A 26,893-nucleotide genomic window follows, 5' to 3' on the forward strand; every position below is an offset into this window, starting at 1 on the left:
TTTTACGGGGTATGTCACCAAGTATCTCGGTATGGGTTCGGCTCTCGACTACAGCAAGTTCGAGGAAGGACGAGGCGTCAACTACTGGAAACTCGACCGGGCCATTCGGCGGGAACTCCGGCGGATATACACCGACGAGGAGTTCGAGTGGGCCGAACCGCGACTCACAGCGTTCGGCGAAGTCGTCGGCCACACGATCGCCGACAACGCCGACTACGTCGACGACCACGGTCCCGAACTCGAGTCCTACGACAAACACGGCGAGGTCCAGAACCGCGTGCGATATCCTGCGGAACTGCTCGAGACCGAGCGCCTGGCCTACGAGCACGGGATCGTCGCCGATGCGTTCGAAACACCGCCGGATCGGGACGAGCCGATGCCGCTTTCCCACAACCTCGCGATGCAGTACCTGCTGTCCTATGCCGACCCCGGCTTCGACTGCCCGGTCGCGATGACCGCCGGTGCGGCGCTCGTCCTCGAGAAGTTCGACGACGGTTCTCTCGCAGCGTATTACGAGGCGCTGACCAGCCGCGACTACGAGGGGCTGATCGAGGGTGCGATGTTTCTCACCGAGAAGCAAGGCGGCAGCGACGTCGGTGCTGCCGAGACACTCGCCGAGTACGACGATGAAGCCGACTGCTGGCGACTCACCGGCGAAAAGTGGTTCTGTTCGAACATCGACGCCGAGGGAACGCTCGCGCTGGCACGCACTCCCGACGCACCCGAAGGGACCGACGGTCTCTCGATGTTTCTCGTCCCCCACGCCGACCCCGACCGCTCGGACGGCCCCTGGACCAAGGGCGACCGACTCGAGGATGGCCCGCTCTCCCCCGGCGAGGTCAACGACCAGCGCTACCGTCGGCTCAAGGACAAACTCGGGACGATATCGGTACCGACGGGAGCGGTCGAGTTCGGCGGCGCGAAGGCCTCCCTCGTCGGCGAGGAGGAACGCGGTTTCGAGCAGATGACCGAGATGCTCAATCTCGAGCGGCTGTCGAACGCCGCGGCCTCCTGTGGGATCATCGCGCGGGCGCTGCTCGAGAGCAAGATCCACGCCGCCAACCGCGAGGCCTTCGGCGAGACGATCGACCAGTACCCGCTGATGCGCGAGGACCTGGTCGACATGACGGTCGACCACGAGGCAGCGACGGCGTACGTCTTCGAGGTCGCGCGGCTCTTCTCGGAACGCGAACGCGCTGAAAGAGCGGGTGACACTGCCGACGATACCTACCGCCTCATGCGCCTGCTTATTCCCATCGCCAAACTCCGGACCGCACGGATGGCCGTCGACACGGCCTCCTACGCGATGGAGGTCCAGGGCGGCAACGGCTACGTAAACGACTTCGTCACGAACCGACTGCTGCGGGACGCCCAGGTGTTACCGATCTGGGAGGGCACCGAGAACATTCTTTCGCTGGATGTCCTGCGGGCACTCGAGCGCGAGGACGCCCACGAACCGTTCCGGGCGGCCGTCGAGGAACGACTCGAGTCCGTCTCCCATCCTGCTCTCGAGGACGCCGCCGAGACGGTCGAAGCGGAGTTTCGCGACCTCGAGACGGCGCTGGTGACGCTCGCTGGCGAGGACGCCGAGTACGCACAGCTGTCGGCAAAGCGTCTGTCTCACTACGTCTTCGACGTGTTCACTGCGGCGCTGTTGCTCGAGGAAGCACAGATCGAAATCGAGGACGGCGACGGACGGCTGGCGCTGGTCGCAAACCGATTCGTGACGAACGAACTCGAGAAGCGGGAGGCTCGTGGCATGACGGGCGGTGATCGGTTCGTGCTCGAGGCGTTCGACGCGGTCGTCCACCACGAACCGACCGACTACGAATCCCTGCTCGATCGCCAGGAGGAGGTCTGAACGAGCGTCGTCTCGTCCCGCCTCGAAGCACTGGGAGTGATCGGAGAGAGAGGGAGAGAGCGGTGGCCCGACCGTCGCTTCGCTGCGCCGTTTGTTATCAGATATCGAAACAACACACTTATTCCTCCGCATAGAAGTCCCGACTATGGCGATACTTGCTGCGATCGATGAGACGGAACGGTCGGAACGGGTGGTCGAAGTCGCCAACGATCTCGCGACGACGTACGACGATCCGCTCGTCGCGTTACACGTCGTCCCAGACGACGAATACAGGGCTCACAAAGAGAGTCTCGAGGACATTCCGGGGATGGAAGACTTTTCGCTCAGTCAGCAAGCCGACAGCGCAAAGCGATTTGCACAACAGTTCGTCATCGAAACAGTCGACGTCGATACGGAGCGGCTCAGGCCCCGTGGTCGCGTCGGCGCAGTGACCGACGAGATTCTGGCCGAGGTCGACGACCTCGAGCCGCGGTATCTCGTCATCGGCGGTCGTCACCGGTCTCCGGCCGGAAAAGTCGTCTTCGGGAGTACTGCCCAGCGACTCCTGCTAGACGCAGGCTGTCCCGTCGTCTCGCAGATCGTCGACGGTAACTGACGACAGCAACTCGGCTGTGGCCTGCTGGCCGAGACAGTTACTCGAGCAACTCGGCTGCTTCTTCTACCGCCATCGTCTCTTGTTTGACCGCGTTCAGCACGCGGAGGACGTCTTCGTCGGGGCCGTCGTCGTCGCTGCTGAGTTCGTTCAGGGTGACCTTCTCGCTCTCGCCGACGAACTCGGGGAAGTCGGTGCCTTCGGCGATGGCTGTCTCTTTCTTGACACGGTAGTTGCCACCGTCGGTGACGTGGAGGTCTGCGGGATGGAAGAAGTACCAGTTTTCGCGGTCGAATCGGACGCCGATGCGCGGTTTCGCGCCGAAGTTTTGGGCGAAGTAGGTCAGTGCTTCGACTTCCTCGCCGGTGAGGTAGATCGGATCGCCCGAACTCGATTTCGCCTCGATCGCGTAGAACGTTTCGCCGTCACCGGCGAGTACGTCGGGGAGTTCACGTTCTGTCGCGGAGCCGCTCGCGGGCGCTCGCATCACTGCGAACCCGGCCTCGTCGAGTGCGTTGACGAGTTCTCGTTCGCGGCGGTCGCCCTTCGCCTGAGACATATCCCACTCTCGTGTGCGGCCGCTAATAAAGAACCGGACGGCGCGACGAGAGTCACAGTGGGGCGAACGCGACGACGTCGACGAGCATCGAGGTTGCGATCTCTTCGTCGAGGCCGTACACCATCGACGCATAAAGGAGGACGAACTGGAACGCGTTGAGCGCGGCATGAGCGAGCGTCGGGACCAGGAGGTTGTCGGCCTTGACGTACACGTAGCCGAAGATCACGGACCCACCGAACATGATGACGAGCGACGCCAGAGTCGCGACCGTCGATCCGGCGAGTGCGTACATCGGGAAGTGAACGAGAGCGAAGATCACACTCGCGACCAGCACCGCCTGCATCGGGGAAAACGCCTCGTACAGCCGCTTCTGGATGACGTTTCGGAAGAGAAACTCTTCTGCGGGTGCATTGAACAGAAAGACGATAGCGATCATGATCAGCACCATCGTCGGATCGCCGCCGACGATGTCGACGACCTGGCTATCCGCAGCGGGAACGCCGAGTAACCCGTAGAGGAAACTGACGACGTACAGGAAGGCGATGCTCCCGACGCTGCCGACGAGGACGTAGATCCAGTCCCGTTTCGTCGGCACACGTAGGTCGATCCACGACAGTCCGCGATCGGTCCACAGCAGATAAATGAGGCCTGCAAGCGCCATCCCAACGAAGTTCAACGCCATGAAGACCGTTCGTCCCAGAAGCGAGGTTTCACCGTACTCTCCGGTCTGGACCGCCTCGAGCAGCGCGGGGTCGGCTACGAACGCTGGGATCGTCGTCACCTGGGGAACGACGGCGAGGCCGAAGACCGTCAGTCCAATCGCGACGAGCATGGACCGGACCGGTGCACCGTCGCGCTCGACGTCGACAGGGCGGGTGGATGTCTCCATGCACAGCGGTAGGTGATCGTGCTCCTTGGGCGTTCCTCTCTTCGCTGGCTGAAATTTGTAGCTCGTTTGGTTGGGTTGTGTCGTCTCGACGTACCTGTCTCGGCGAACGGGCAGACGGCTTCCGTACTGTTGTGTCGACACAGCCACGGCACCTCTCGTGGCCGCGCCGGAGAAGGCGTTCAGGGGCTGCTCATTCGCTCTCGAGTGAGGTCGGTTCCTCCTCGAACAACTGTGCGAACAGTCGCCCCTGGCCGACCCGGAGATGTCGATTGACCGTCGGCTGGCTCACCTCGAGCATCTCGGCGACTTCTTGGCCGGTGCTCTCGCGGGGCCACTCGAAAAAGCCCGCGAAGTAGGCAGTCCGGAGCACCTCGAGTTGACGGTCGGTGAGTGATTCGAAGAGTGCGTCGACGAGTTCGCGCCGGCTGTACATCGGTCGCTCGACGTGGCGCCGTCGCAGGAGGTCAGCCTCGCCGTACTGCTCGGTAAGCATTTCGGCGAACTCGCGAACGTCGGCCCCGGTCGGGACGTCGACGGTGACGACCGTCTCGTCGCCGTTCGCGCGGATGGAGCGGGGACTCCCGCCGTAGCGGACCAGTTGTGAGGCGACGGAACTGCCGGTGACGAGTGTCTCGAACCGACAGGTATCGCCCTCATCGTCGCCGTCACGTTCGCCGACGCTGAGCAACCGGTACTGTGAGACCGAGACGAGACCCTCGAGCACTGCCGTCACTGCCTCGGGTTCGACGCCGCGGGTCTCGAAGAACAGCAACGTCTCCTCTCCCGAGTGAGTGCCCAGTCCTTCGTACTCGACGCGTGCATCGGTCACCGACGCGATCCGAGAGAGGACGTCGCTCGAGTCGTTCACCTCGAGGGTGAGTTCGACGGCCGTCTCGGCGTGTAACGCCTCCCGTGTCTCCGTCGCGGTGATCGCGTTCGCGATTGCCTCGCCGAGTTCGGAGAAGACGGTGCGCTCGAGCGACGTGAACGCGTCTGGCGCGGTCGCGTAGACGGTTAGGACGCCATAGGAGTACTCTTCGACCGCGAGCGGGACGCTGATAGCCGACTGGAAGCCGGCGTCGAGGGCCTGCTTGCGCCACGGCTCCTGTTGCAGTTGGTCGACGACGTTCTCGACGACGGTCGTCTCTCCCGTCCGCACCGTCCGGGCGGCCGGCTCGCTCGAGGTTGCACTCCCGAGCGAGATTGCGTCCAGGTAGTCTTCGTGACTGCCGGCATAGCTTCGGGGATCGAGCGGCCCACCCTCGGCTTTCGCAGTGGCGATCCAGGCGAAGGCGATGTCGTCGTTCTCGACCAGTCGCTCGGGAACGGTCCGCTCGATCTCGTCGCGACTCGCCGCCCCGATCAGCGACTGGTTGATGCGTCGTATCGTCTCGGTGACCGTGATCTGTCGTCTGAGATGTCGGTTGCGCGCCTCGAGTTCGGCGTCTCGCTCTCGGAGACTGGCCTCGCTCTCGAGGCGGTCGAACGCCGCCTCGGCCGTCGCGACCAGCGTCTCGATCAGTCGGCGCGCCTCGGCGTCGGCCAGCCCCGATCTGGACGCGACCGTGAACACCCCGTGGTCACCGATCGGGACGACGACGGCACTCTCGATGCCGTTCTCGAAGACGTCGGAGCGGTCGAACGCTTCGGGGTCGTCGACGACCGTCTGTGCGCCGGTGGCGAACACGTTCCAGAGCACGGAGTCGCTGTTCCCGGCGTCCGTCGACGGGTCGTCGCTCGAGAGCTGATCGAACGCATCGGTGTGACTGATCGGAACGAGCCGGTTCACGTCGGAGTCGAGCCCGTAGAGTGCGATGGCAGCGGCCTCGAGAACGTCCTCGGCGGCAGCAACGACCTGGTCGGCAACCTCGTCGACGGTCTCTGCGCCGAGGAGTCGCCGGGTCGCCTCGTGGAGCGACTCGAGTGCCAACTCCCGGCGTTTCAGGCCGGTGATCTCCTGGAGCGCGCCCTGGTACTTGACGAGTTCGCCGTCGTCGAAGACGGGCGCACCGAAACCACGAACCCATCGCAGGTCGTCCGCCGTCGGCTGCATTCGCGCCTCGAGGTCGTAGACGGTCTCGTTCTCGATCGCCGTCTCGAGGGTCTTCCAGACGTCGTCTCTATCGTCGGGGTGATACTGGTCTATCGCGGCCGCGAGGTCGGGCTCTGCGTCCTTCTGCATGCCGTGGATTCGGTACAACTCTTCCGTCCAGGTCGCTTCCCGTGGCTCGGTCCGGAGATCGAGTTCCCAGCCGCCGATGCTTGCCATCTGCTGAATTCGTTCGAGGAAAGCCTGCGTCCGCTCGAGGTCTTTCTCGCGTTCCTTCTGGTCGGTCACGTCCTGTATCGACCCTCGAACCGCGACGACCCCGCCGTCTTCGACGACGGGTTCACCGATCGCTCGCACCCAGCGCCGTTCGCCGTCGTCCCTGACGAGTTGCAGTTCGAGGTCGTACGACTTGCCCTCTTCGATCGCCCGTTCGAGCGCTTGCTCGACGTGCGACCGGTCGTCGGGAGAGTAATACCCGAGTGCGGCCTCGAGGTCGGGATCGAAGTCGGCGTCGAGACCGTATATGCGGGCCGTCTCGTCGGTCCATTCGAGTTCGGACGGCTCTTCGCTGACGTCGAGTTCCCAGCCACCCACGTCTGCGACCCGCTGGGACTGCTCGAGTAGCGCCCGCGTCCGCTCGAGTTCCCGTTCGCGCTCTTTCTGATCGGTGATATCCTGGACTGAACCGCGAAGCAGCACGCGATGGTCGTCGTGATCGGTGTGACGGCCAGCGACGATCGGTTCACCGATCGCGCGAACCCACCGCCTGTCACCGTCTGGCCGGTCTATGCGAAGCTCGAGATCGTACGACTCTCCGTCCTCGAGAGCGCGTTCGATCGCTCGCTCGAGTTTCGGACGGTCGTCGGGGTGATAGTACTCGACAAGCCTTTCGTAGTCGATGTCTGCTCCCGGGTCGACCCCGTGGATGCGTGCCGTCTGAGCGGACCACTGGGCGTCGTACTGGCCGTCGGTGACGCCGAGTTCCCAGCCGCCCACGTCTGCGACCCGCTGGGACTGCTCGAGCAGTGCACGCGTCCGCCGGAGTTCTCGTTTGCTTTCGACCTGTGGCGTGATGTCGATGACGACCCCCTCGAGGTGGTCGAGGTTTTCCTCGTCGAAGACGCCGTGGCCCTGTTCGCTCAGCCAGCGACGGTCACCGTCGGCAGTTTCGATCTGATAGGTCACCTGGTAGGGGTCGCGTCCCGACACCGCTTCCTGGATGGTGTGCCAGAGCTCGTCGTTGTCACCGACGAGAACGTCTTCCGCCCAGTGTACGTCGCCTTCGACCAGCGCTTCTGGTTCGTAGCCGGTGAGTTCGGTTGCGCCTTCGCTGACGAATTCGAACGGCCACGCCGGTTCGTTCCGACAGCGGTAGACGATCCCGGGAACGTTGCTCATCAGGCTCGACAGCTTTCGTTTCTGTTTGCGGAGTTCCTGCGCTCGTTCTTTCCGTTCTGTGACGTCTTCCTGGAACTCGACGAAGTTGACCACCGCTCCCTGGTCGTCTTCGATCGGGGCGACGCTCACCCGGTTCCAAAACTCCGACCCGTCTTTCCGGTAGTTGCGGAGTTCGACGGTCGTCGGTTCCGCAGCGGCGATCGCCTCTCGTAGCTCTCGAACCGCTTCGGAGTCTGTTTCCCTCCCTTGCAGGAACCGACAGTTCCGGCCGCGACACTCCGACTCCGCGTATCCGGTCATCTCCTCGAAAGCGTCGTTCGCGTAGACGATCGGATCGTCTGGATGGCGGGGGTCCGTGATAGTGATGCCGATCGGCGCAGCCTCGAGGACGCGCTCTTTGAACCGTCGTTTCCGCTCGTACTCCTCGCGTTCGAACACGCGACCCAGCCGTCGACAGACGAACTCGAGGAAGCTCCGCTCGCTCGGCGTGATCGCGTCACGGGGCTCGTGACCGACGAAACAGACCCCTCCCTGCAACTCGCCGTCGACTTCTATCCGGCCACCGACGTACCATTCGACCTCCTCGTCCGGACTGCCCGAATGATAGCCATCGTCGACGCTCGTGAACACGACCGACTCGTCGGTCGATTCGAACAGGCGCTCTCGGAGTATCCACCGGAACTGTGCCTCCGGGACGGCCGCCGACGCCGCGGATTCGGACTCAGACTCGCGTATCCGAACCCCGTCTCCGTCCTCAGCGACGCGTGCGGCGACGCCGGCCTCGAGCGCCAGTCGCTCACGGGCAACCTCGAGTACCGCTTCGATGATGTCGCCGCTTGGCGCGTCGCCGTCTGCTACGAGCCGGTCGATCGTTCTCCTGTCTCGTTCGGTGGCGACCAGTCGCTGCCTTCGCTCGTAGAGGAGCGCCGTCAGGTCGTCGACCGCCCCGGAGAGCTCGGCGAGTTGCTCGTCTCCGTCGACCTCGAGGTCGATTTCGACGTCGCGTCGCTCCAGTGCACCGGCCTCGTCGGTTTCGTCGATCGTTTCGACGACGCTCCGAATCTCCTCGGTAAGTCGATCGAGCACGGCCGATCGACTCGGTCCGCTTCCGGCCGTGAGTGCGAGCGTCTCCGGACCGACCGGATCGAGGGGCAGCGCCGTCTCCCACGTGACAGCGAGGGCGAAGCTCACGACGGCAATCGCCGCTACGAGCCACGAACCGACCTCCACGATCCGTCTCTCTCGGGGCGAAGCGACGGAACCGTCTCCACGGGACGAAACGAGGCCGCGAAACATACCCCCAGTAACGGTTGCGGTGGATTATACGTTTGGCCGACTTCGGTAGTGGCTTCGGTCGTTTACCGGTCCGGACTTTCCAGTACGGAACTGGCGGTCCGGACCCGACTTCGGCCAGGGGAGAGGAGAGAAAGGCAGGGGCAGGGGAGAGGGGGCAGGGGAGATGGGGAAGGGGGGGGGGGGTATACATGTAGCGTCCAGACCGAGTCGGTGCAACGCATATAACGGACAGAGGGATGCCTCGGTCGCGCCTTGATCTGGTATGGCAGAAACAACTCTCGATCACCACCGCGATTCCCCCAGCCTTCGAGTCGTCGACGCACTCGCCACCGTCACCGACACCGATCCACTCGAGCTCGAGCCGCTGTATCACGCTGTCGATCCCGAGGCACTCGACCGACTGTTCCAGGAGGAAGCGAACGGACACGCAACCGTCCGTTTCGACTACCAGGAACACACGGTCGAAGTCCGCGGCGACGGCACTGTCGCCGTCGACGGCACCGTCCATGGAAGCCGATAATCGGGCGCGGACGCCGCGCTTCGACCGCCCTCGCGTCGCTTTCAGTATCGGGCCGACGATCGTGCTTCGAAACGCTACCAAACGATGCTAGGTGCCCTATCGATAGCCGAGACACGAAACGTCTTCCCGACCGACGACGAATCGCTCACCGCCCTCGTTATCGGGGACGGTTTCGCCGCCGAGCGCCTCGAGACGGACCAGGAGACCTCACCTATCGTCGAAATCTCGACGGCGGTGTCTCTCTCCGCTGCACTCGAACAACTCGCTGACGTCGACTGTCTCGTCTGTCGACAGCCGCCGGAGGACGCCACTCTCGAGGAGACGATCGACCGCGTTCGACGCCGGCGCGCGGAGCTTCCGGTCCTCGTCGTGGCCGACGAGAGCTGGCTGACGATGGCGCGTGACGAGACGGCCGACCACCAGTGGACCGACGTCGTCGCCGACGGACCAACCGTCGACCAACGGCTTCGCTACAGACTCCCACGGCTCGTCGAACGAAAACGGCTGTCGACGCTGTCACAACGCTCGCTCGCCGGTATCGAACTCGCTGGCGATGCCATCGCGACTGTCGACCCCGACGGTGCCATCGAGTTCCCGAACCACTCGTTCGCCGTCGAGTTCGGGGCCGACCGCGACGGCCTGATCGGGCAACCGTGGCAGGACCTGTTCGAACCGGCCACCGCCGAGCGACTCGCGTCGACTGCGATACCGACGGTCGAGGACGGCTGGCGCTGGACCGGCACCTGTACCGGTCGCCGAACCGACGGCACGGAGTTTTCCGCGCGCGTCAGCATCGGCGGACTCGAGGACGGCAGTCTGGTGTTCGTCGTCGAGACGCCAGCAGACGACGAGACGACCACCGGCTGACCGTCGCGTTTCTCCGACCTGTGTTCGACGTCGACTGACGTCTCGATACCCGTTGTCCTCGCGACACGTTCGATTCCCGACACAGATTCGCCCCGCGGAGACGACGGCGACGCTCGAGATGGAGTAGAAATTACGTCCCGTGATCCCAGGAATCCATGTACTCGCGCTGGATGTCCGTCAGCGAGTCGAACTCGACGCCCTCGGCCTCGAGTTTGATCTCGGCGATCTCTTTGTCGAGTTCGTCCGGCACGTCGTGGACGCCCGCGTCGTACGCCTCGGGGTTCTCGAGCATCTCTCGCACACAGACGGCCTGGATACCGAAGCTCTGGTCCATCACCTCGACGGGGTGGCCCAGCGAGATCGGTGCGGCGAGGTTCACGAGTCGGCCCTCGGCGATGACGTTCAGCCGGCGGCCGTCCTCGAGTTCGTAGGCCTCGACGCCCTCGCGGGCTTCGTAGCGGTCGACCGCGAGGTCGTCGAGTGCGTCGAGGTCGATCTCGATGTCGAAGTGGCCCGCGTTCGCGAGCAAAACCCCGTCTTTCATCTGCTCGAAGTGTTCCTCGACGATGACGTCGCGGTTGCCCGTCGTCGTCAGGAAGACATCGCCGACCTCGGCGGCCTCGGCCATCGGCATGACCTCGTAGCCTTCCATGTGGGCCTCGAGGGCGCGCCGTGGCTCGACCTCGGTGACGATGACGTTTGCGTTCTGGCCGGCGGCCTTCTTCGCGACGCCTTTCCCACAGTAGCCGAAGCCGGAGACGACGACGTTCTTCCCGGCCCACGAGAGGTTCGTGGTCATGGCGATCGAGGCCAGCGAGGACTCGCCGGTGCCGTGGACATTGTCGAAGAGTCGCTTCATCGGCGTGTCGTTGACAGCGAAGACGGGATACTCGAGTGCGCCGTCGTCGTCCATCGCGCGCAGTCGGTGGACGCCGGTCGTCGTCTCTTCTGCGCCGCCGACGATGCCGTCGATCAGTTCGGGGTAGTCCTCGTGGATCGCGGCGACGAGGTCCATCCCATCGTCGACCGTGATCGTCGGCTCGTGGGCAATGACGGCCTCGATGGCCGCGTAGTACTCGTCGTCGTCGACGCCGCGTTTCGCGTAGCTGGTGATGTTGTCGTGGGCGTCCAGCGCGGCGGAGACGTCGTCGTGGGTCGAGAGGGGGTTACAGCCCGTGACGGCGACCTCGGCACCGCCCTCTGCGAGCGTCTCGACGAGAATCGCGGTCTTGGCCTCGACGTGCATCGCCATCGCGATGCGTTCGCCCTCGAATGGCTGGTCGGCGACGAACTCCTCGCGCACGGACTCGAGGATGGGCATGTGCTGGGCGGCCCAGTCCATCTTTCGCCGGCCCTCCTCGCGGGCGCTCTCGGCGTCGTCTACCTGTTCGCTGATCGGGGCATACGAACTCCCGGTCTCAGTCATGTCTCTATAGAGAGCGACCGGAGCCAAAACGGTACCGAAGCGGAGTCGCCGAGACGGTCGCTGTAATGCCGGCCCGGAACCGCCGTCGGTGACAGACCGTGCCCCTGACAGCGTGTCGCGTTCCGTTTCGTCGTCCGACGGCGGAGCGTGACGCGAGACCGGGTTAGTTACCGGGTGGACCGCCACCAGCGTGGTCCGGCGGACCGCCGCCACCGCTGGACGAGCTGCCACCGCTGGACGAGCTGCCACCGCTGGACGAGCTGCCACCGCTGGACGAACTACTGTCGTCGTTATCCGACGGGCCAGCGTGTCCGGGTGGACCCTGCCCACTTTCGTCGTCATCGTCGCCCGGCGGGCCAGCGTGTCCGGGTGGTCCCTGGGTGCTCTCGTTGTCACTGCCCGGCGGGCCAGCGTGTCCGGGTGGTCCCTGGGTGCTCTCGTTGTCACCGCCAGGCTGTCCAGCGTGAGCCGGTGGACCAGCGTGAGCCGGTGGACCAGCGTGAGCCGGTGGACCAGCGTGAGCCGGCGCGTTACCCGGGTTGTTCTCGACCACGAAAGACGCGATCTGTAGTCCTCGAGGCTCGTCGTCGCTCGCGTTCAGTTCGTTCTCCTTGAACTCCTGCAGCAACTGACCGAAGTTTTCGGGCTCTTCCGTCTCTTGCTCGTCGACGCTCTCGAGGCCCACCGTCTCCTCGACGGAGTCGTCGCCGACCGTCGCTGTGATCGTCACGTCGACGGGTTCTTCGGGGCCAGCGAGAGAGACCGTGCCGTTCTCGTCGGTCGTGTACTCGCCCGTCTCCGCGTAGGAGACGTTCTCCGCGTCCTCGCCGTCGGCCAGTGTCACGCCGACGGCTGCATTCTCGAGCGACTCGTTTCCATCGGTGACTTCGACGAGCACGTCACCGTTTTGCGTGACATCGAGCGAGAGATCCTCGACGCCGTCGGCGGCTTCGAGCGTTGTCGTCGTTTCGACGCTCTCCTCGTCGGTCGAAGCGGTGACCGAGACGTCGACGTCGTCCTCGGGTTCGGGGAGTTCGACCTCGCCGTCGGCGTCGGTCGTGTGATTACCGTCCCCCGCGTACGACGCGTTCTCGTCGACGATCGTCACTTCGACGGTCGCGTTCTCTACGGGCGTTTCGTTGGCCGTCACGGAGACGACGCCGTCGTCCGATACTATCAACTCGAGGTCGTCGCTGGCCGACTCTGCCGCGACCGTACCGATCGGCGCGAGCGCAGCCAGCACTACGACGAGCGCGAGTGCAGTTACGAGTAGTCTACAGCGTTTCATCTGGTCTGACATTCAACCTGCATAGCATAAACCCAGCCGGCAGTTGCTGCCGGTTTTCGGCTACTGAAACCGAATAGAATGCGGCTAAAGAGTTTACGAAGGTCTACGAGCGTTCGAATTCCGTTCACGGGAACGGCCGATCAGTTGCCTACTGGCCGGCGCGAGCGAGCAGTTTCTCGGTCTCTTCGGTCGCGCGTTCACGGACTGCCAACTCGTCCAGCGTTCGGACCTCGCGGTCGCGCATGAGCACCTGTCCGTCACAAACCGTGTGGCGAACGTCGGCGGCGGCCGCGGCGTACGCGAGGTGGCTCACGAGGTCGTTTCGCGGCGTCAAGTGTGGCTTCTCGAGGTCGATCACCGCCAGATCCGCGGGCGCGCCAGCCTTGAGTCGGCCGGACTCGAAGCCGACGGCCTCCGCGCTCCCGTCGGTCATCATCTCGACGACCGCCCCTGCAGGGACGGCGCTTGCGTCGTCGGCTGCGAGTTTGCCGATCATCGCCGCGTCGCGGGCCTCGTCGAGCATCGAGAGATCGTTGTTCGAGGCCGCACCGTCGGTGCCGATGCCGACGGTGATGCCAGCCTCGCGCATCCGTTCGACGGGAGCCATTCCACTGGCGAGTTTCATGTTCGAAGCCGGGCAGTGGATCACGCCCGTGCCCGCCTCTGCGAGCAGACCGATCTCGCTTTCCTCGACGTGGACGCCGTGGGCGACGAAGTCTTCGGACTCGAGCATCCCTTTCTCGGCGGCGTAGGCAAGCGGTCGGACGCCGTGTTCCTCGACGATCGGCGTCACCTCGTCTTCGGTCTCGTTGGCGTGGTAGTGGATCGGGACGCCGATCTCGCGGGCCTGCGGGACGAACTCTTCTAAGTACTCGCCGTCGACGGTCGTCAGCGAGTGTGGCATAAAGGCCGACGAGATGCGGCCGTCTCCCATGCCGTCTATCTCTTCGGCGACCGAGAGTCCCTCGCGGGCGTCTTCCCGTGCTGCCTCGTCGTCTTTGGCGACCGAGATGACCCCGTGGCCGAGTCGGGCGCGCAGTCCTGCCTCCGCCACCACGTCGGCGATCGTCGGCACGAAGAAGTACATGTCCGCAAACGCCGTCGTTCCGGACTTGATCATCTCGAGGACGCCGAGTTCTGTCCCGGCGCGTACCGTCTCGGCCGTCAGTTCCGCCTCGACCGGCCAGATGTCCTCCTGCAGCCAGGCGTCCAGGGGCTTGTCGTCGGCGTGTCCCCGCAACAGCGTCATTGCGACGTGGCAGTGGCCGTTGACGAACCCCGGAGTGACGAGCGACTCCGCGGCGTCGAGCGTCTCGTCGGCGTCGCCTGCGAGATCCGGCCCGATCTCGAGGATTTCGCCGCGGTCTTGGTCGATCAGCACGTCGGCTCGTTCGACGGTGAACTCGGGTGTCAACACCTGTCCGTCGGTGATCGCAAGCGTAACCATGCCCCGGTGTTTCCACCGGGTGGCCTTATTCTTCTCTCTCTTGGCTGGGCTCACACCGCCAGAACCCGTCGCGCTCGTCGATGGCGTAATCGTGTGCTTCGAGTGTTGCCCGACTCTCCCCTGTGATGTCTCGCTTGAAGCCGTCCTCGTGGATCTCGATCAACAGCGTCGGTCGATAGCGCTCGATGACATCTCGAGCGCCCGTCAGTACCGCTGGCGCTGCACCCTCGGCGTCGATCTTGATCGCGTCCGGCGACGGCAGGTTGTTCTCGAGGACGAGCGAGTCCAGTCGTCGAACCGGACTCGATCGGATCTCGGCGACCGACGCCCCCCATCTGCGAGCGCTCGCCCCGTCGAACGCCGACAGTTCGGGGTTGCTCGACCGAAAGAACGGCCGTTCTGCGTTCTCGTCGCCGACGCCACAGACCTGAACGTCGATCCGGGCTCCGAGGCCGTTCAGTCGAACGTTCGCCCGGAGCCGTTTTGCGCTCCTCGATGCGGGTTCGAACGCGACGACGCGCCGGTCCGGTTCGTCGCTCGTGAGCGCGAGCGCGTACACTCCGACGTTCGCGCCGACGTCGAAGACGACCGCGGACGGACCACACGCGTCGTCCAGTTCTGCGAGCATCTCGTCGCTTCCGTGGCGGTTGACGGGTTCGTAACACCGAAACGCTCCCGCTGGCGTCCGGTTTCGCCTCGAGCGTCGCAGGTAGTCGTAGTTCAGTTCACGCAAACGATGGTAGACGATGTGAACGAAGCCGCGGGCGTCCTCGAGTGTGGCAGGGACCATTCGTACGGCCTCACATGCTCTCCTGGCTGTTGTACGTTCGGCCGCCGACCGGTCGTCCAGGCCAGAGGTCCGTCTCGTGACAGTCTTCACCCGATGTGCTCGCCGACATCTCGATCCTGCTCGAGCGGACCGTCGACAGTGCTCGTCGACGCCGGAAACCGCCCGCAACCAGCCCAGGATGGCGTTTCGTACTGTCGACGCCCGAACGGTCGCTCTCTACAGGCGGAGCAGGCCGAGTGCCTCGGGGTCGATCGGAAGATCTCTGATCGTCCGTGATGACGGGAGACGAGGTTTCTCGAACCACTTGACTCCGATCGATTTACCTGGATCGAGGCGCTAATGCCCCTTCCTCAGCGAGCGCCGAAGGCGCGAGCAGGGAGGGGATACAGCGTCCCCAGAAATCTTTGATTTCTGGTGTGCGAACGAGACGCTTCGCGTCTCGTCAACGCCGCACGAGTTTCTTGCACTTTTCTACAGCAGGCCCGCAGGCCCACGCTATCGGCAGATTGATGAGTATCTACTTCGTAGATACACTCAATGGATCGATACGAGGTCGAAGGGCACGAAGTCCTCAAAGCCGAAGTCAAACCGACCGGAAACGGTGCGCACATCTACGTCCCGAAAGCGTGGACTGGCGCAACTGTCAAAGTCGTCCGTGTCACCGATCCAACCGACGAAGACGAGTAGACTATGCGCTACAACTACAGGTATCGGCTCAACCCAACTGATACTCAAGGACATAAGTACGTAAAGACATTCGGCGGTTCGATGTCGTCAAGCGCGGTCAGTGCAGCCTCTTGAAGTTCATCCAGTGTGTTGAACAAGCGGTTGCCGAGTGCTTGATTGAGTCGTCGCCAGCACTCTTCCACGGGGTTCAGCTCTGGTGAACCCCGTGGAAGGTAACACAGTTCGATCGGAGTTCCTTCGGCGAATGCCTGCACCTTGTTCGCCGTAAAATAGGAGGCATTATCTAAGACAACGCAGATTTTCTCGCCGAACTCGGTTTGGAGAGCGTCGAGCAACCGGATTGTGGTGTCGCTGTTGAAATTCTCCTCACACGGGAGAAAGAACGTCTCGCCGCTATTGCTGACTGCCCCGAGGAGTTTGATGCTGTCCCACGCGCCCGTCACCGGGAGTGACGGGCGCTCCCCTTCTGGAAACCACGCGTAGATCAGCGTCGAGAGAACCTGTCGCGTCTGATCGATGGTCAGGATCGTGTATTCATCGTCCAAGTTGTCGCGCTTTTTTTGAACCCTTCTTCCCAGGCCTCTTGGGCTCGTTCGTCGGACTTGTGGAACTCCGGCCGGGCTGTCTTCCAGGACAGCCCGGCCTCGGACATCAGTCGTCGGACGTGACGTTCGCAGTACTCAACACCGAATTCTTCGGAGAGATAGTGACGCGCTAGTGAAACAGACCACGCGGGCGCGTTGTATCCAACGTCTTCGGGAGACTCGTGAAGTACCTCAACAAACTGCTCGTGCTCGTCGTCAGAGAGTTCGGATGGTCTGCCCTCTCGTGGTTTGTCGTAGACGACCTCCTCGAACGGCTCGTCGGCGAGCCGTTCGAGTCGATTGAACCATTTCGAGGCCCAACTGCTGGAAAATCCATAGAGTGCGGCGGCTTCTGCTTGCGTTAGATCTTCTATCTCTTTGTAGGTGATCGCGGCCATGAGCCGCTTTGTTGCATCGGCATCATCGACCTCCGCCAAGATCTGGCGGAGGTCTTCGACAGAGACGTTCTCCAACGTCGCCATACTATTCCCCCGCATCTAGAGATACATGAAGTTTTATCCATCAGTATCAGAATCGAAAGATTCTGATGGGCTGCGAAAATCGGCAGACGATTTTCGAACGCCTGCGGAGACTGCGCTCCCTACGGGAACCGATTCGGTTCCTGCAAAGCGCGTCGTGGAAACAGGAAGCCCCATCTGCTCACGGGCGCGAAGCGCCCGTTCGCATGGTCCGTGAGACCTTAATGATCAAGATAACTTTTGCAAATATGGACTGAGGAACTGGTCGATCCAAGACTTGGCGAATCCAAGTCGATCGGTGAGGGTGTTGAAGAGGCGGCGAGCGAGAGTGCGGAACGCGCTCTCGCTCGCCACGACGATTGGTGAAGCATTTCGTTTGAGCACTTTCCAGACCTGCTCGATTGTATTGAGATGCGGTGAACCGACCGGAAGAAAGACGAGATCGATACCGAGTTGATGTGCGCGCTTGCGCGTGTGCTCACAGATGTGAGACGAGAAGTTGTCCAAGACGAGCAGAATCCGCGTTCCCGGATTCTGCTCGCGGACCTCCTCCAATAGGGCACAGATGTTCTCTTTCGATTGATCTTCAGGAAAGGTCAGGACACTTTCGCCGTTGAGCGTATAGCACCCGACCGCTGGTTCGTCAAGCTTCACCAGCGGTCGTTCGAGTGTCGGATCATCGACGTACCACAGTCGATGCGAATTGTCGTATGGTTGCGGATGAGAAGCGTCACAAAAACCGACGATAGTTCCTCCATCTGTACAGATATCGTCGTCGAGAACCCAGCCTTCGTCCTCATCCTCGGGACGCTTGTTATGTGCTGTCTCTGTTTCCTCGTCGAACGCGTCTGCGACGCGTTCTTCGAGGATTTCATCTGCATTTTCTGGCCGTGAGGGACGTTTTGGACGTGGTTTAGCGTAAGACAGTCCGAGATTCCGGAGGAATCGACCGAGATAATCCGGATGGTACTCAACATCGAACTCTGCGTCCAAGAGCTGGTGAACTTCCTGTGCTTTCCAGGGCTGTCCCTCCCGGAGAAGTTCTAGAAGACACTCTTGTTCCTCGTCACCGAGCTTCGGGGGCCTTCCGCCCCCGAAGTTCGGTGTCAACTGACCCAGCCCGCCATCGTTCCATCGACGTGCCCAGCGACTTCCAGTCGACGCAGATTTCCCAACGTCGTCGGCTGCTTCTTCGTACGTTGCACCCTTGTAGAGACGTTTGACAAAGGTGAGCCGCTTGACGACCTTTGGATCGTCTGCTTCGTCCAGCAGACGATCCAACTCCTCCTCGCTCAGATGACGAACGAGCTCGCCCCGCCGGTCTCCTCCCATTACCCCGTTCGTCTTAGCCCACGCCCAAAACTTCTGTCACTCATTACGGTCTCACGCTACCCTCAAGGAGCGAGCGGCGCAAGCCGCGAGCGAGTAGGGTGGGGAGGAAGTCACGAATTCAGTGGAGATCCACGAATTTCGGCCCCGTAACTCAGTCGGAGACGCAAGCAGTGACGACTCCTACGTGCTGACGATAGCCGGCGGATTTATCCCACGCATTTGCGTAGAGTTGGCACATGAACGGTGGCGGCAACGGAACGGGAGACGATCACGACGAGGATTCCGACGGCTCGGGGGAGGACTCCGAAGGGGGGTTCGTGTTCGGACCCGAGCGCCATCCGGTCGCGGACGACGAGCCGGACGAGCGCAGCGAACGGGAGTCCGAGCCGACGTCGACTCTCGATGGAGAGGCCGATCCGGAGTCGAAACGACGAGCGGACGACGATACCGAACGGGAACCCCAGATCAGTATCAATCTGCCGGACGAAGACGAAAGCGAAGGTGAGGACAGGGAGTCGGCGACGGATTCGCCGTCTGCCGACCCAGAACCGGCCGACGACGATCCCAGTGAGGGGCCGGGGCCGAGTCCGAACGCCGTCCGGAACTGGTCGCTTCTCGCGTTCGTGCTCGCGCTCTCGTCGTTTGTCACCGCGGGAATCACGTACGCTACCCACGACGACCTCGCCCCGGTCGTCGGCGCTGCCACACTCGGCGTCGTCTTTGCGGCGCTCGCCGTCACCGCCCCGATCGACAACATCACCATCCTCGAGACGCTGTCGGCGGGCTGGCTCGAGCACCGTCGCCCGGTCTGGTTCTCGATCGGGTTGTTCGCGTTCGGGATGGGCATCGGCGTCGTCCTCGTTGCCGCCGGCGTCGACCTGTCGGTACTGTTTCTCGAACTGCTCGAGCAACAGTACCCGGATCTCGCGGAAGACGGTGAAATCGGGACGACGGCCTCGTTCTACCTCGAGAACAACTCACAGGCGTTTTTCGTCACGATCGCCGGAGCGCTTTCCGTCGGCCTGGTAACCGCGTTCGCGATGCTGTTCAACGGAGTCGTCGTCGGGAACGTCGGTGCCATCATGGGAAGTACTATCGGGGTCGACTACGTCGTCGCGGGACTGACGCCACACGGTATCTTCGAACTTCCGGCACTGTTTATCGCCGCTGGCGTCGGCTTCCGACTGCTCTACCGGTTTGGCGAACGCGTCTTCGGCAAACGAGCGGTGTTCCTCACGAAACCGTACGTCTACCGGACCGTCGCGTTCGTCGTCTTCGGCTGGCTCCTGCTCGCTCTCGCCGCGTTCGTCGAGGCCTACGTCACGCCGGAACTGCTCGGGTTACTGTTCCCCGAAATCGTCGAGGCGGCGGGAGCATAACCGCCATCTCCCTAACCGAGATGTCCTCGGTTTTGGTTACTGGCTGTGCACTCGAGACTGCTTTTGATCCATAACTGCGATCGTGGACAAATACCGATGTGTTAGTAGCAAACCGCTTGAAACAGGGGGGCGTAGTAAGGGACGAGTGATCAGTACGTGAAATCCACCATCAGCATTACCGGGATGTCGTGCGCGACGTGTTCCGGGACGGTCGAGGAGGCCGTCGACGATCTCGAGGGGGTCGAGGCTGTCGACGTGAACTTCGCGACCGACGAGGGGACCGTCGAGTACGACCCCGACGAGAGTTCGCTGACCGAAATCTATGCGACGATCGAGGACGCCGGCTACGACCCCGACCGGACGCAGACGACGGTCGAAATCGCCGGCATGTCGTGTTCGACCTGCGCCCAGACAAACGAGGACGCCATCGAGGAGATTCCTGGCGTGCTCTCGGCGACGGTCAACTACGCGACCGAAGAGGGAACCGTCGAGTTCAACCCACAGGACACCTCGCTTTCGGCGATCTACGATGCCATCGAAGATGCCGGGTTCGAACCCGAACGCGCCGGCGACGACGGCGACGCACTGACCGAACAGCGCGAGAGTGCCATCCAGCGTGAACTCCGGACCAAACGCAAGTGGACGATCGTCGGCAGCCTCCTCACCGCGCCGTTCGTGCTGGTGATGATCGACATGTTCGTCCCCGGCGTCCTGCCGGAGACGATCCTCGGTGTCGATCCCGACTGGATCGAGTTCGTCCTCGCAACGGCGCTGATGGCGACGCTTGGCAAGCACTTCATCGCAGGCGCGTACACGTCGCTGGTCAACAATCACCAGGCGAACATGGATACGCTCGTGTCGGTCGGCACCACCACGGGCTACGTCTACAGTACAGCGGTCGTCCTCGGTGCGATCGAAGGTGGACTCTACTTCGAGGCCGTCGCTTTCATTCTGTGGTTCATCTACCTCGGCGTCTGGCTCGAGGCCCGTTCGAAGGCTCGCGCGAGTTCCGCACTCCGCGAACTGCTCGAGATGCAGGCCGAAGAAGCCACTGTCGTCGAGTGGGAGACGTCCCCGGCGTCTCGAGCGGACGGCGACGCCGTCCCCGGTGACGAGATGGTCGTCCCGCTCGAGACGGTCGAACCCGGCGACGTGATGAAGGTCCGGCCGGGCGAGAAGGTGCCCACGGACGGCGTCGTCGTCGACGGCCAGAGCGCGGTCGACGAGTCGATGGTCACCGGGGAGTCGGTCCCCGTCGAGAAGGGCGAGGGCGACGAGGTTGTCGGCTCGACGATCAACGAGAATGGCGTCCTCTACGTCGAGGCGACCAACGTCGGCGAGGAGACGGCGATCCAGCAGATCGTCGAACGCGTGAAAGAGGCCCAGGCCCGCCAGCCGGACGTTCAGCGACTGGTCGACCGCGTCAGCGCCTACTTCGTCCCTGCGGTGATCGTCAACGCCGTCTTCTGGTCGGTCATGTGGGCGCTCGAGCCGGGCGTGCTCTTTGCGGTATCGGACGCGCTCGGGTCGATCATTCCGCTGCTCGAGCCGGTCGGGGGCGGTCCCGCAGCCGCAGCCGGTCCCGAGGGGGTGTCGCTGCTCGAGTTCTCCGTGATCGTCCTCGCTTCCGCCATCCTGATCGCCTGTCCCTGTGCGCTGGGGCTGGCGACGCCGATGGCGACGATGGTCGGCTCCACGCTGTCGGCGAAAAACGGCGTCCTCTACAAGGGTGCCGACGTTCTCGAGAAGGCTCGGGGCATCGACACGGTCGTCTTCGACAAGACGGGGACGCTGACTCACGGCGATATGCGCCTGACGGACGTCGTCCCGGTCGACGAGGTGGCCGAGACGGACGGTGGGACGCCGGCGGCTGATGGGGGCGTCCTCGAGACGACCGGCGAGCCCACCGCCGACGAGGGTCTCCTCCTGTCGGTCGCGGCAAGCGCCGAGTCCGGCTCCGAACACCCGCTCGCGCAGGCGATCGTCGACGGTGCCGAAGAGCGTGGCGTCGACCTCGCTGACCCGACCGAGTTCGAGAACGTCCCCGGCCACGGCATCCGCGCGACGGTCCCCGAGGGCGAGGTGCTCGTCGGGAACCGCAAGCTGATGGAAGACAACGACGTCGACCCCACGCCCGTCGAGGCGGCGATGGAGCGACTCGAACGCGAGGGCAAGACGGCGATGCTGGTCGCCTTGGACGGTGCACTTCTGGGGATCGTCGCCACCGCGGACACGGTCCGCGACAGCGCCAAAGAGACCGTCGCCGAACTCCAGAAGCGGGGCTACGACGTGATGATGCTGACCGGCGACAACGAACGCACCGGCCGCGCGATCGGTGACCAGCTCGGGATGGACCCCGACGATGTCCACGCCGAAGTCCTGCCGGAGGACAAGGCAGACGAGATCGACGTGATCCAAGAAGACGGAAACCGCACGATCATGGTCGGCGACGGCGTCAACGACGCGCCGGCGCTGACGACTGCCCACGTCGGCGTCGCGATCGGTTCCGGTACCGACGTCGCCATCGAGAGCGCCGACATCACGCTGATGCGGGACGACCCCGCCGACGTGCTCAAAGCGATGCGAGTCGCCGACGCCACCATCTCGAAGGTGCGCCAGAACCTGTTCTGGGCCTTCATCTACAACACGACGCTGATCCCGATCGCCTCGATCGGGCTGTTGAACCCCGCGCTCGCGGGACTGGCGATGGCCGCCTCGAGCGTCTCGGTCGTCTCCAACAGCCTGGCGTTCATGCAGTGGGACCCGCACGAGGACTACGTCTTCCTGCCGTTCCGGCCGTTCGTGTGGCTCTCCAAGAAGGTGACGGGCTAATGACCGGCGACGATCGGACTCGCTCTCGCTGGCTGTCTCGGCGACAACACCGACGAGTGGGCGACCGACGAGACGCTCGCCGTCGCCTCGGCGACCCAGTACCAGGGGCCGAACTGCGACTGCTGTGACGTCTACGCCGACTACCTCGCGGACCACCTCGAGGGCGACCTCGAGACCGTCACCACCGACGATCTCGCGGCTGTCAAGGCCGAGTACGGGATCGCAGAACCCCTCCAGAGCTGTCACACTATCGACCTCAACGGGACGATCGTCGAGGGACACATGCCGGTCGCAGTCGTCGCGTCGGCGCTCGAAGACGAGGTGACGGGAGTCGCGCTTCCCGGAATGCCCGCCGGATCGCCGGGGATGGGCGGCGAGAAAGACGGGGAGTGGACGGTGTACGAATTCGGGGACGGCGGGGAACCGGCGGTGTACGCGGAGATATAGCGATGGTCGAACTATACCGATCGCGCCTGTTCGCGGATACGCGAACCTGTTACCGGTTCCTGCAGGCCGGATTCGGCGTGATCCTCGTGACGTTTTTCGCGGGGATGGCCGTACTCGCGGTGCCCGAGTACGGAGCGGTCTACGACGTGCTCGTGATGCCGTCGCTGTTCGTCGGCCTGGGGTTGTTGCTGTTCGGGATCGGGACGCACCTGCACGCGATGCATCTGAACGTCGTTCGGATGCACGCTGACGACACTGACGACAAGTAGAGTCCAGAGACTGCTACTCGACTATCGACGGAGCCACGAATCATCGGTCGGCCGTCTCACTCAGATCAAAACGAGTGCCATCTGGTAGAAGATAAAGAGCATGAACGCCAGAATCACACCACGCACGAGGTAGCCTGCGACGTTGTCCGGTTGCTGGCTGTAGATCTCGATAAGCCCGGGACCAGAGGGGCCGCTTGCGTCCGGTATACTGCTGAAGATATCGTCGCCGAACATCTCCTCGAGTTCCTTGTCCTGGCGGTCCAGCATCGCCTCCATGTGATCGTAATTGTCGAACCTGTTGGTTACGTTGCTCACGTACGACGCCGAACAATCGCACGCCTCGGCGATCTCTTTCTTCGTCGCGTCCGGGTTCTCGTACCACGTGAGCAAGATATCGCGCTGCAGTTCAGTTTTGTCGCCTTGTTTTTGGGCCATACTCTCCACATAGTTCCAATGAACAATAATTTCCTGACGAGAAATTACTGATTGCGTTAGTTCCTGACTAACCTGTCAGCGCCGATCAGGTGTTGTTGATATCTGCAAGTACGGGATCGTCGCGATCAACGCGCAACTACTGCGACGCGCGGAACTGTCGATCTGATCGTCAGTCCGACCGATTCCACACCGTCGCCAGTTCGCCGACGATCGCGGGGTTGCGAAGCGGCGTACTCTCCTCGAGCGGTTCGTCGTCGACGATCCCCTTGAGCACCCGGTACATGGTCTTCCCGGTGTGGGTTTCGGGGAGTTCGGGCGTGAACACGACGGCTGCTGGCCTGGCGAACTGTCCGATGCGGTCGAGGATCGCGTCCTCGATCGCTTCGCGTAGTTCGGCCTCGCTTCTCGAGTCCTGTTCGGCGGTCGCGAAGACGTAGAGTTCGGTTTCGTCGGTGCCGCCGGCGACCGCAGCGGCCTCGGTGACGCCGTCGACGGCGGTGATCGCGGCCTCGATTTCGGCCGTTCCGAGACGCCGATTGCCGAGCGTAACGACGTCGTCGGCGCGACCGATGACGGTGACGTAGCCGTCCTCGTCGACGACGGCGCGGTCCCCGGTGAAGTATTGCCAGGTGTCGGCTCGCCGGTCGGAGAACTCCTCCCAGTACTCCGCGAGCAGCCAGTAGCGGTCGTCGTCGTGGGGGACGAGCATCGAGGGCCAGGGGCGCGTGATCGCGAGACAGCCCGGCTCTCCCGGGGGGAGTTCCCGGCCGTGCTCGTCGACGACTGCGGCCTCGATTCCGGGTAGCGCCGGCCCGACGGCACCCGGTTTCATCTCGTCGACGCCGGGCACGGTCGACAGCAGGACGCTCCCGGTCTCGGTCTGCCACCAGGTGTCGACGATCGGACACTCCCCGTCGCCGACGTGTTCGTAGTACCACTCCCAGGTGTCGGATTCGATCGGTTCGCCGACGGTGCCGAGCAGGCGCAGCGACGTGAGGTCGTGCTGGTCGGGGGACTTCTGACCCCACTTCTGGAAGTCCGGATCGTCCCGGTAGTGGTGTCGAACACTTCCACGCCGTCCAGGTCGTCCCCGCGAGGTAGCCGGCCGTCGCGTGGGTTATCCGTTCGGGCTCGCCGGTCGTTACCGACGTGTGGATGTGAAAGAGCGGATCGATCGACGCCCTCGAGACTGCCGGCACCGCCGTCCCGGCGAACCGCTCGACCAGCGTCCCGTAGTCGTACTGGTTCTCGCCCAGTTGCGTCTCGTGGCTCGCCCCCAGTCGGTCGACGACGACGGTGGGTATCGACTCCGAGAGCGAGGCGCGTGCCGCGTCCGCTTTCCGTTTCTGGCCGATCGCGGTTTCCTCGCGGAAGTAGCCGTCGCAGGTGACGAGCGCGTCCGGCGAGAAGCCGGCGAAGACGACGGTGTGTAACGCACCGATCCGGGCACAGACGAGCATCGTGATCGGCAACTCGGGGATCGACGGCAGGTAGAGCGTGACGACGCCATCTTCTTCGACGCCCAGATCGCCCAGGGCGGCCGCGACGGCCTGTGCCTCGCGGTGGAGGTCGAGGTAGGTGTAACTCCGTCGCTCGCCGCGTTTCCTCCTACCTGAGCACGACCTGGTTCTTCCTGCCGGCGTCGACGTGACGGTCGACGCAGTTCTCGACCGCGTTCAGTCGCCCGCCGACGAACCACCGATGAAGTACCTCGAGGTCAAGCCCCGAGGCACTCTCGCTGTATCGCTGCAAAACGGCGCGTCGTCGTCCTCGAGGAGGGTGTCGTCGGGCTCGTCCCACTCGAGCAGGTCGGCTGTCTCGGCCCAGCAATCGGCCCACTCGCGGTCGAACCGCTCGTGGAGATCCGGATCGGTGACGGTCGTGTCCCGGCCAAACGCCGACGGGGGACGACGCGTCTCCGACGGGCTGGTGAAGCCGTTCTCGACCATAGACCGACGCCGTCGTACCTGAGCGTTGTGGACGATTCGGTATCGACGTCGTCGCGACATGGAAAGACAGTTGTCTGCCCGCCACGAACGATCGAGAAATGCGAATCGCCGTTCCCAACAAGGGCCGCCTGCACGAGCCGACGATCGACCTTCTCGAGCGGGCGGGGCTTCATCTCGAGAACGGTGCCGACCGGAAGTTGTACGCCGACACCGTCGACTCCGACGTCTCCGTCCTCTTTGCCCGTGCGGCGGACATCCCGGAGTACGTCGCCGACGGCGCGGCGGATATGGGGATCACCGGGTACGACCAGATTCGAGAGGCTCGCGTCGAAAGCGTCGCCGAACTGTTGGATCTCGAGTTCGGGTCCTGCAGGCTCGTCCTCGCTGCCCCCGAAGACGGCGACATCGAGACAGTCGCGGACCTCGAAGGTGGGACCGTCGCGACCGAGTTTCCGAACATCACACGGAACTTCTTCGCCGAGAGCGGCGTCGATCCCGACGTCGTCGAGGTAACCGGTGCGACCGAACTCACGCCACACGTCGAGATGGCAGACGCCATCGTCGACATCACTAGCACGGGGACGACGCTGAAGATGAACCGGCTGGCGGTCGTCGAGGAGGTGCTCTCGAGTTCCGTCCGACTCTTTGCCCGGGAGGACGTTCTGGAGGAGCCGAAAGTCGAAGAGGTACGGACCGCGCTGGCCTCGGTCAAACAGGCCGAGGGCAAGCGTTACCTGATGATGAACGTTCCCGGTGGTCGACTCGACGACGTTCGAGACGTCATCCCGGGAATGGGTGGGCCGACGGTGATGGACATCGCGGACGAAGACGACGACGGCAAAGTCGCTGTCCACGCGGTCGTCGACGAGCACGACGTCTTCGAGACGATCACGGAGGTCAAGAACGCGGGCGCAAGCGACGTGCTGGTGACCGAAATCGAGCGGCTGGTCGAGTAGGACACGCTCGCTCGATGGAGCCAAGTGTCCTGGCTGCTTGTATCCGTCCTGACGGTGGCGCTTCTCTCGCCTTCCTGTTCCGGACCGACTCGTCGTCGCTACCGGGTCGTGCTCTCTTTGGCGCTTTCGAGTGGCGTCTCCTCACCTGCCAACAGCGACTCGAGCGTCGACAGCTCTCGGCCGGGCGAGACGACGCCGCGTTCCCGGTCGTAGACGACGAGGCTACAGGACTCGAGCAACGGGAGGTGAGTCCGTCGCAGAGTGACGTAGACGCGCTGGCGTCGCTCGAGCAGCGTCGTGACGAGCGTTGGGTCGCTCTCGTCGTCGGCGAGTTGCCCGGCGAGGGCCCCGACTGTGATCGGTTCGTTGGCCTCGAGAATCGAGCGCAGCACCATCCGACGCCGGTCGTTCTCGAGCGCGTGACGGAGTTGGTCTCGAGCGGGCGGAAGAACGTCGGTGACACTGGTTTCGGGAGGGACTGGTCGGTCCAGATGGAGCGTCATGGGCGTCGAAGGGTCACGGCGACGAACGGATAAAGTCGCCACCCCGTTTCGACGCTCA

Annotated in this window: 23 protein-coding genes and 2 pseudogenes; 11 read left to right on the forward strand and 14 right to left on the reverse strand. The window is 63.5% G+C overall.

Annotation, left to right across the window (positions count from 1 at the left end):
* The first annotated feature begins 31 nt into the window (after window positions 1-31).
* Window positions 32-1,861, forward strand: a complete 1,830-nt coding sequence (locus NATGR_RS08670; protein WP_005578282.1) for an acyl-CoA dehydrogenase family protein — start codon at window positions 32-34, stop codon at window positions 1,859-1,861.
* A 145-nt stretch (window positions 1,862-2,006) separates the two neighbouring features.
* On the forward strand, window positions 2,007-2,456 hold the full coding sequence (locus tag NATGR_RS08675) for a universal stress protein (protein WP_005578280.1): 450 nt from the start codon (window positions 2,007-2,009) through the stop codon (window positions 2,454-2,456).
* Between the two features lie 37 nt (window positions 2,457-2,493).
* On the opposite strand, the gene hjc is transcribed toward NATGR_RS08675, so the two are convergent.
* The 3 genes from hjc to NATGR_RS08690 all read right to left on the reverse strand — a co-directional run bounded on the left by hjc (window position 2,494) and on the right by NATGR_RS08690 (window position 8,645).
* A complete protein-coding gene (gene hjc / locus NATGR_RS08680) occupies window positions 2,494-3,012 on the reverse strand; it encodes a Holliday junction resolvase Hjc (protein WP_005578278.1) in 519 nt (172 codons plus the stop codon).
* Window positions 3,013-3,064: 52 nt separating this feature from the next.
* Window positions 3,065-3,901 carry a CPBP family intramembrane glutamic endopeptidase gene (locus tag NATGR_RS08685; RefSeq protein ID WP_005578276.1) on the reverse strand — a complete coding sequence of 279 codons (837 nt, stop codon included), beginning with the start codon at window positions 3,899-3,901 and terminating at the stop codon, window positions 3,065-3,067.
* 190 nt (window positions 3,902-4,091) lie between these two features.
* Window positions 4,092-8,645 carry a PAS domain-containing protein gene (locus tag NATGR_RS08690; RefSeq protein ID WP_005578274.1) on the reverse strand — a complete coding sequence of 1,518 codons (4,554 nt, stop codon included), beginning with the start codon at window positions 8,643-8,645 and terminating at the stop codon, window positions 4,092-4,094.
* A 262-nt stretch (window positions 8,646-8,907) separates the two neighbouring features.
* On the opposite strand from NATGR_RS08690, the gene NATGR_RS08695 reads away from it, so the two are divergent.
* Together NATGR_RS08695 and NATGR_RS08700 are read left to right on the forward strand one after the other, a co-directional pair.
* Entirely contained in the window at window positions 8,908-9,165 is a 258-nt protein-coding gene (locus tag NATGR_RS08695) for a HalOD1 output domain-containing protein (protein ID WP_005578272.1), read from the forward strand.
* Window positions 9,166-9,249: 84 nt separating this feature from the next.
* Window positions 9,250-10,032, forward strand: a complete 783-nt coding sequence (locus NATGR_RS08700) for a PAS domain-containing protein (protein WP_005578268.1) — start codon at window positions 9,250-9,252, stop codon at window positions 10,030-10,032.
* A 130-nt stretch (window positions 10,033-10,162) separates the two neighbouring features.
* On the opposite strand, the gene NATGR_RS08705 is transcribed toward NATGR_RS08700, so the two are convergent.
* The 4 genes from NATGR_RS08705 to NATGR_RS08720 form a co-directional block, all read right to left on the reverse strand.
* Complete coding sequence (locus NATGR_RS08705) at window positions 10,163-11,458, reverse strand: adenosylhomocysteinase (protein WP_005578266.1); 1,296 nt, start codon at window positions 11,456-11,458, stop codon at window positions 10,163-10,165.
* Between the two features lie 163 nt (window positions 11,459-11,621).
* A complete protein-coding gene (locus NATGR_RS08710; protein WP_005578264.1) occupies window positions 11,622-12,746 on the reverse strand; it encodes a hypothetical protein in 1,125 nt (374 codons plus the stop codon).
* 148 nt (window positions 12,747-12,894) lie between these two features.
* On the reverse strand, window positions 12,895-14,193 hold the full coding sequence (locus NATGR_RS08715; protein WP_005578261.1) for an amidohydrolase: 1,299 nt from the start codon (window positions 14,191-14,193) through the stop codon (window positions 12,895-12,897).
* Between the two features lie 25 nt (window positions 14,194-14,218).
* Window positions 14,219-14,983: an FkbM family methyltransferase gene (locus NATGR_RS08720; RefSeq protein WP_005578259.1), complete on the reverse strand. Its 765-nt coding sequence runs from the start codon at window positions 14,981-14,983 to the stop codon at window positions 14,219-14,221.
* Window positions 14,984-15,520: 537 nt separating this feature from the next.
* Here NATGR_RS08720 and NATGR_RS19395 point away from each other — a divergent pair.
* Window positions 15,521-15,670 carry a DUF2080 family transposase-associated protein gene (locus NATGR_RS19395; RefSeq protein ID WP_015233475.1) on the forward strand — a complete coding sequence of 50 codons (150 nt, stop codon included), beginning with the start codon at window positions 15,521-15,523 and terminating at the stop codon, window positions 15,668-15,670.
* Between the two features lie 44 nt (window positions 15,671-15,714).
* Here the strand turns inward: NATGR_RS19395 and NATGR_RS18850 are convergent.
* Window positions 15,715-16,736, reverse strand: a protein-coding gene (locus NATGR_RS18850; RefSeq protein ID WP_155897278.1) for an IS630-like element ISNagr2 family transposase whose coding sequence is annotated in 2 segments (ribosomal slippage) — window positions 15,715-16,232 and window positions 16,232-16,736 — 1,023 coding nt in all. Because the reading frame shifts where the segments join, the coding sequence is not laid out codon by codon here.
* 58 nt (window positions 16,737-16,794) lie between these two features.
* Here NATGR_RS18850 and NATGR_RS20210 point away from each other — a divergent pair.
* Window positions 16,795-16,950 (forward strand): annotated as a pseudogene (locus NATGR_RS20210) (RNA-guided endonuclease TnpB family protein); the annotation flags it as partial.
* Window positions 16,951-16,961: 11 nt separating this feature from the next.
* On the opposite strand, the gene NATGR_RS08740 reads toward NATGR_RS20210, so the two are convergent.
* On the reverse strand, window positions 16,962-18,065 hold the full coding sequence (locus tag NATGR_RS08740; protein WP_015233478.1) for an IS630-like element ISNagr8 family transposase: 1,104 nt from the start codon (window positions 18,063-18,065) through the stop codon (window positions 16,962-16,964).
* 236 nt (window positions 18,066-18,301) lie between these two features.
* On the opposite strand from NATGR_RS08740, the gene NATGR_RS08745 reads away from it, so the two are divergent.
* From NATGR_RS08745 to NATGR_RS08760, 4 genes are all read left to right on the forward strand, one after another.
* Window positions 18,302-19,444, forward strand: coding sequence for a stage II sporulation protein M (locus NATGR_RS08745; protein WP_005578245.1), 1,143 nt, complete (start codon window positions 18,302-18,304; stop codon window positions 19,442-19,444).
* 156 nt (window positions 19,445-19,600) lie between these two features.
* Window positions 19,601-22,276: a heavy metal translocating P-type ATPase gene (locus tag NATGR_RS08750; protein WP_275040294.1), complete on the forward strand. Its 2,676-nt coding sequence runs from the start codon at window positions 19,601-19,603 to the stop codon at window positions 22,274-22,276.
* Between the two features lie 219 nt (window positions 22,277-22,495).
* A complete protein-coding gene (locus tag NATGR_RS20550; protein WP_231990882.1) occupies window positions 22,496-22,723 on the forward strand; it encodes a DUF411 domain-containing protein in 228 nt (75 codons plus the stop codon).
* A gap of 2 nt (window positions 22,724-22,725) precedes the next feature.
* Window positions 22,726-22,992, forward strand: a complete 267-nt coding sequence (locus NATGR_RS08760; protein ID WP_005578241.1) for a hypothetical protein — start codon at window positions 22,726-22,728, stop codon at window positions 22,990-22,992.
* Window positions 22,993-23,052: 60 nt separating this feature from the next.
* Here NATGR_RS08760 and NATGR_RS08765 read toward each other — a convergent pair whose 3' ends face one another.
* The 4 genes and pseudogenes from NATGR_RS08765 to NATGR_RS20645 all read right to left on the reverse strand — a co-directional run bounded on the left by NATGR_RS08765 (window position 23,053) and on the right by NATGR_RS20645 (window position 25,376).
* A complete protein-coding gene (locus NATGR_RS08765) occupies window positions 23,053-23,427 on the reverse strand; it encodes a hypothetical protein (protein ID WP_005578238.1) in 375 nt (124 codons plus the stop codon).
* Between the two features lie 169 nt (window positions 23,428-23,596).
* Window positions 23,597-24,415 carry an AMP-binding protein gene (locus tag NATGR_RS20635; protein WP_394295394.1) on the reverse strand — a complete coding sequence of 273 codons (819 nt, stop codon included), beginning with the start codon at window positions 24,413-24,415 and terminating at the stop codon, window positions 23,597-23,599.
* 151 nt (window positions 24,416-24,566) lie between these two features.
* Window positions 24,567-24,965, reverse strand: a pseudogene (locus NATGR_RS20640) (AMP-binding protein); the annotation flags it as partial.
* A gap of 138 nt (window positions 24,966-25,103) precedes the next feature.
* Window positions 25,104-25,376 carry a hypothetical protein gene (locus NATGR_RS20645; RefSeq protein WP_005578232.1) on the reverse strand — a complete coding sequence of 91 codons (273 nt, stop codon included), beginning with the start codon at window positions 25,374-25,376 and terminating at the stop codon, window positions 25,104-25,106.
* Window positions 25,377-25,474: 98 nt separating this feature from the next.
* On the opposite strand from NATGR_RS20645, the gene hisG reads away from it, so the two are divergent.
* Complete coding sequence (gene hisG, locus NATGR_RS08775) at window positions 25,475-26,332, forward strand: ATP phosphoribosyltransferase (RefSeq protein ID WP_005578230.1); 858 nt, start codon at window positions 25,475-25,477, stop codon at window positions 26,330-26,332.
* Window positions 26,333-26,430: 98 nt separating this feature from the next.
* Here hisG and NATGR_RS08780 read toward each other — a convergent pair whose 3' ends face one another.
* Complete coding sequence (locus NATGR_RS08780; RefSeq protein WP_005578228.1) at window positions 26,431-26,835, reverse strand: DUF7344 domain-containing protein; 405 nt, start codon at window positions 26,833-26,835, stop codon at window positions 26,431-26,433.
* Between the last annotated feature and the right edge of the window lie 58 nt (window positions 26,836-26,893).

It is taken from the genome of Natronobacterium gregoryi SP2 (assembly GCF_000230715.2).
Lineage (GTDB): Archaea > Halobacteriota > Halobacteria > Halobacteriales > Natrialbaceae > Natronobacterium > Natronobacterium gregoryi.

What these genes read in the sequence shown, in the direction of transcription:
- NATGR_RS08670 (WP_005578282.1), top strand. Translation starts at nt 32, where the DNA reads ATGGGTTCGGCTCTCGACTACAGCAAGTTCGAGGAAGGACGAGGCGTC.
- NATGR_RS08675 (WP_005578280.1), top strand. Translation starts at nt 2,007, where the DNA reads ATGGCGATACTTGCTGCGATCGATGAGACGGAACGGTCGGAACGGGTG.
- hjc (WP_005578278.1), bottom strand. Translation starts at nt 3,012, where the DNA reads ATGTCTCAGGCGAAGGGCGACCGCCGCGAACGAGAACTCGTCAACGCA.
- NATGR_RS08685 (WP_005578276.1), bottom strand. Translation starts at nt 3,901, where the DNA reads ATGGAGACATCCACCCGCCCTGTCGACGTCGAGCGCGACGGTGCACCG.
- NATGR_RS08690 (WP_005578274.1), bottom strand. Translation starts at nt 8,645, where the DNA reads ATGTTTCGCGGCCTCGTTTCGTCCCGTGGAGACGGTTCCGTCGCTTCG.
- NATGR_RS08695 (WP_005578272.1), top strand. Translation starts at nt 8,908, where the DNA reads ATGGCAGAAACAACTCTCGATCACCACCGCGATTCCCCCAGCCTTCGA.
- NATGR_RS08700 (WP_005578268.1), top strand. Translation starts at nt 9,250, where the DNA reads ATGCTAGGTGCCCTATCGATAGCCGAGACACGAAACGTCTTCCCGACC.
- NATGR_RS08705 (WP_005578266.1), bottom strand. Translation starts at nt 11,458, where the DNA reads ATGACTGAGACCGGGAGTTCGTATGCCCCGATCAGCGAACAGGTAGAC.
- NATGR_RS08710 (WP_005578264.1), bottom strand. Translation starts at nt 12,746, where the DNA reads ATGAAACGCTGTAGACTACTCGTAACTGCACTCGCGCTCGTCGTAGTG.
- NATGR_RS08715 (WP_005578261.1), bottom strand. Translation starts at nt 14,193, where the DNA reads ATGGTTACGCTTGCGATCACCGACGGACAGGTGTTGACACCCGAGTTC.
- NATGR_RS08720 (WP_005578259.1), bottom strand. Translation starts at nt 14,983, where the DNA reads ATGGTCCCTGCCACACTCGAGGACGCCCGCGGCTTCGTTCACATCGTC.
- NATGR_RS19395 (WP_015233475.1), top strand. Translation starts at nt 15,521, where the DNA reads ATGGATCGATACGAGGTCGAAGGGCACGAAGTCCTCAAAGCCGAAGTC.
- NATGR_RS08740 (WP_015233478.1), bottom strand. Translation starts at nt 18,065, where the DNA reads ATGGGAGGAGACCGGCGGGGCGAGCTCGTTCGTCATCTGAGCGAGGAG.
- NATGR_RS08745 (WP_005578245.1), top strand. Translation starts at nt 18,302, where the DNA reads ATGAACGGTGGCGGCAACGGAACGGGAGACGATCACGACGAGGATTCC.
- NATGR_RS08760 (WP_005578241.1), top strand. Translation starts at nt 22,726, where the DNA reads ATGGTCGAACTATACCGATCGCGCCTGTTCGCGGATACGCGAACCTGT.
- NATGR_RS08765 (WP_005578238.1), bottom strand. Translation starts at nt 23,427, where the DNA reads ATGGCCCAAAAACAAGGCGACAAAACTGAACTGCAGCGCGATATCTTG.
- NATGR_RS20645 (WP_005578232.1), bottom strand. Translation starts at nt 25,376, where the DNA reads ATGGTCGAGAACGGCTTCACCAGCCCGTCGGAGACGCGTCGTCCCCCG.
- hisG (WP_005578230.1), top strand. Translation starts at nt 25,475, where the DNA reads ATGCGAATCGCCGTTCCCAACAAGGGCCGCCTGCACGAGCCGACGATC.
- NATGR_RS08780 (WP_005578228.1), bottom strand. Translation starts at nt 26,835, where the DNA reads ATGACGCTCCATCTGGACCGACCAGTCCCTCCCGAAACCAGTGTCACC.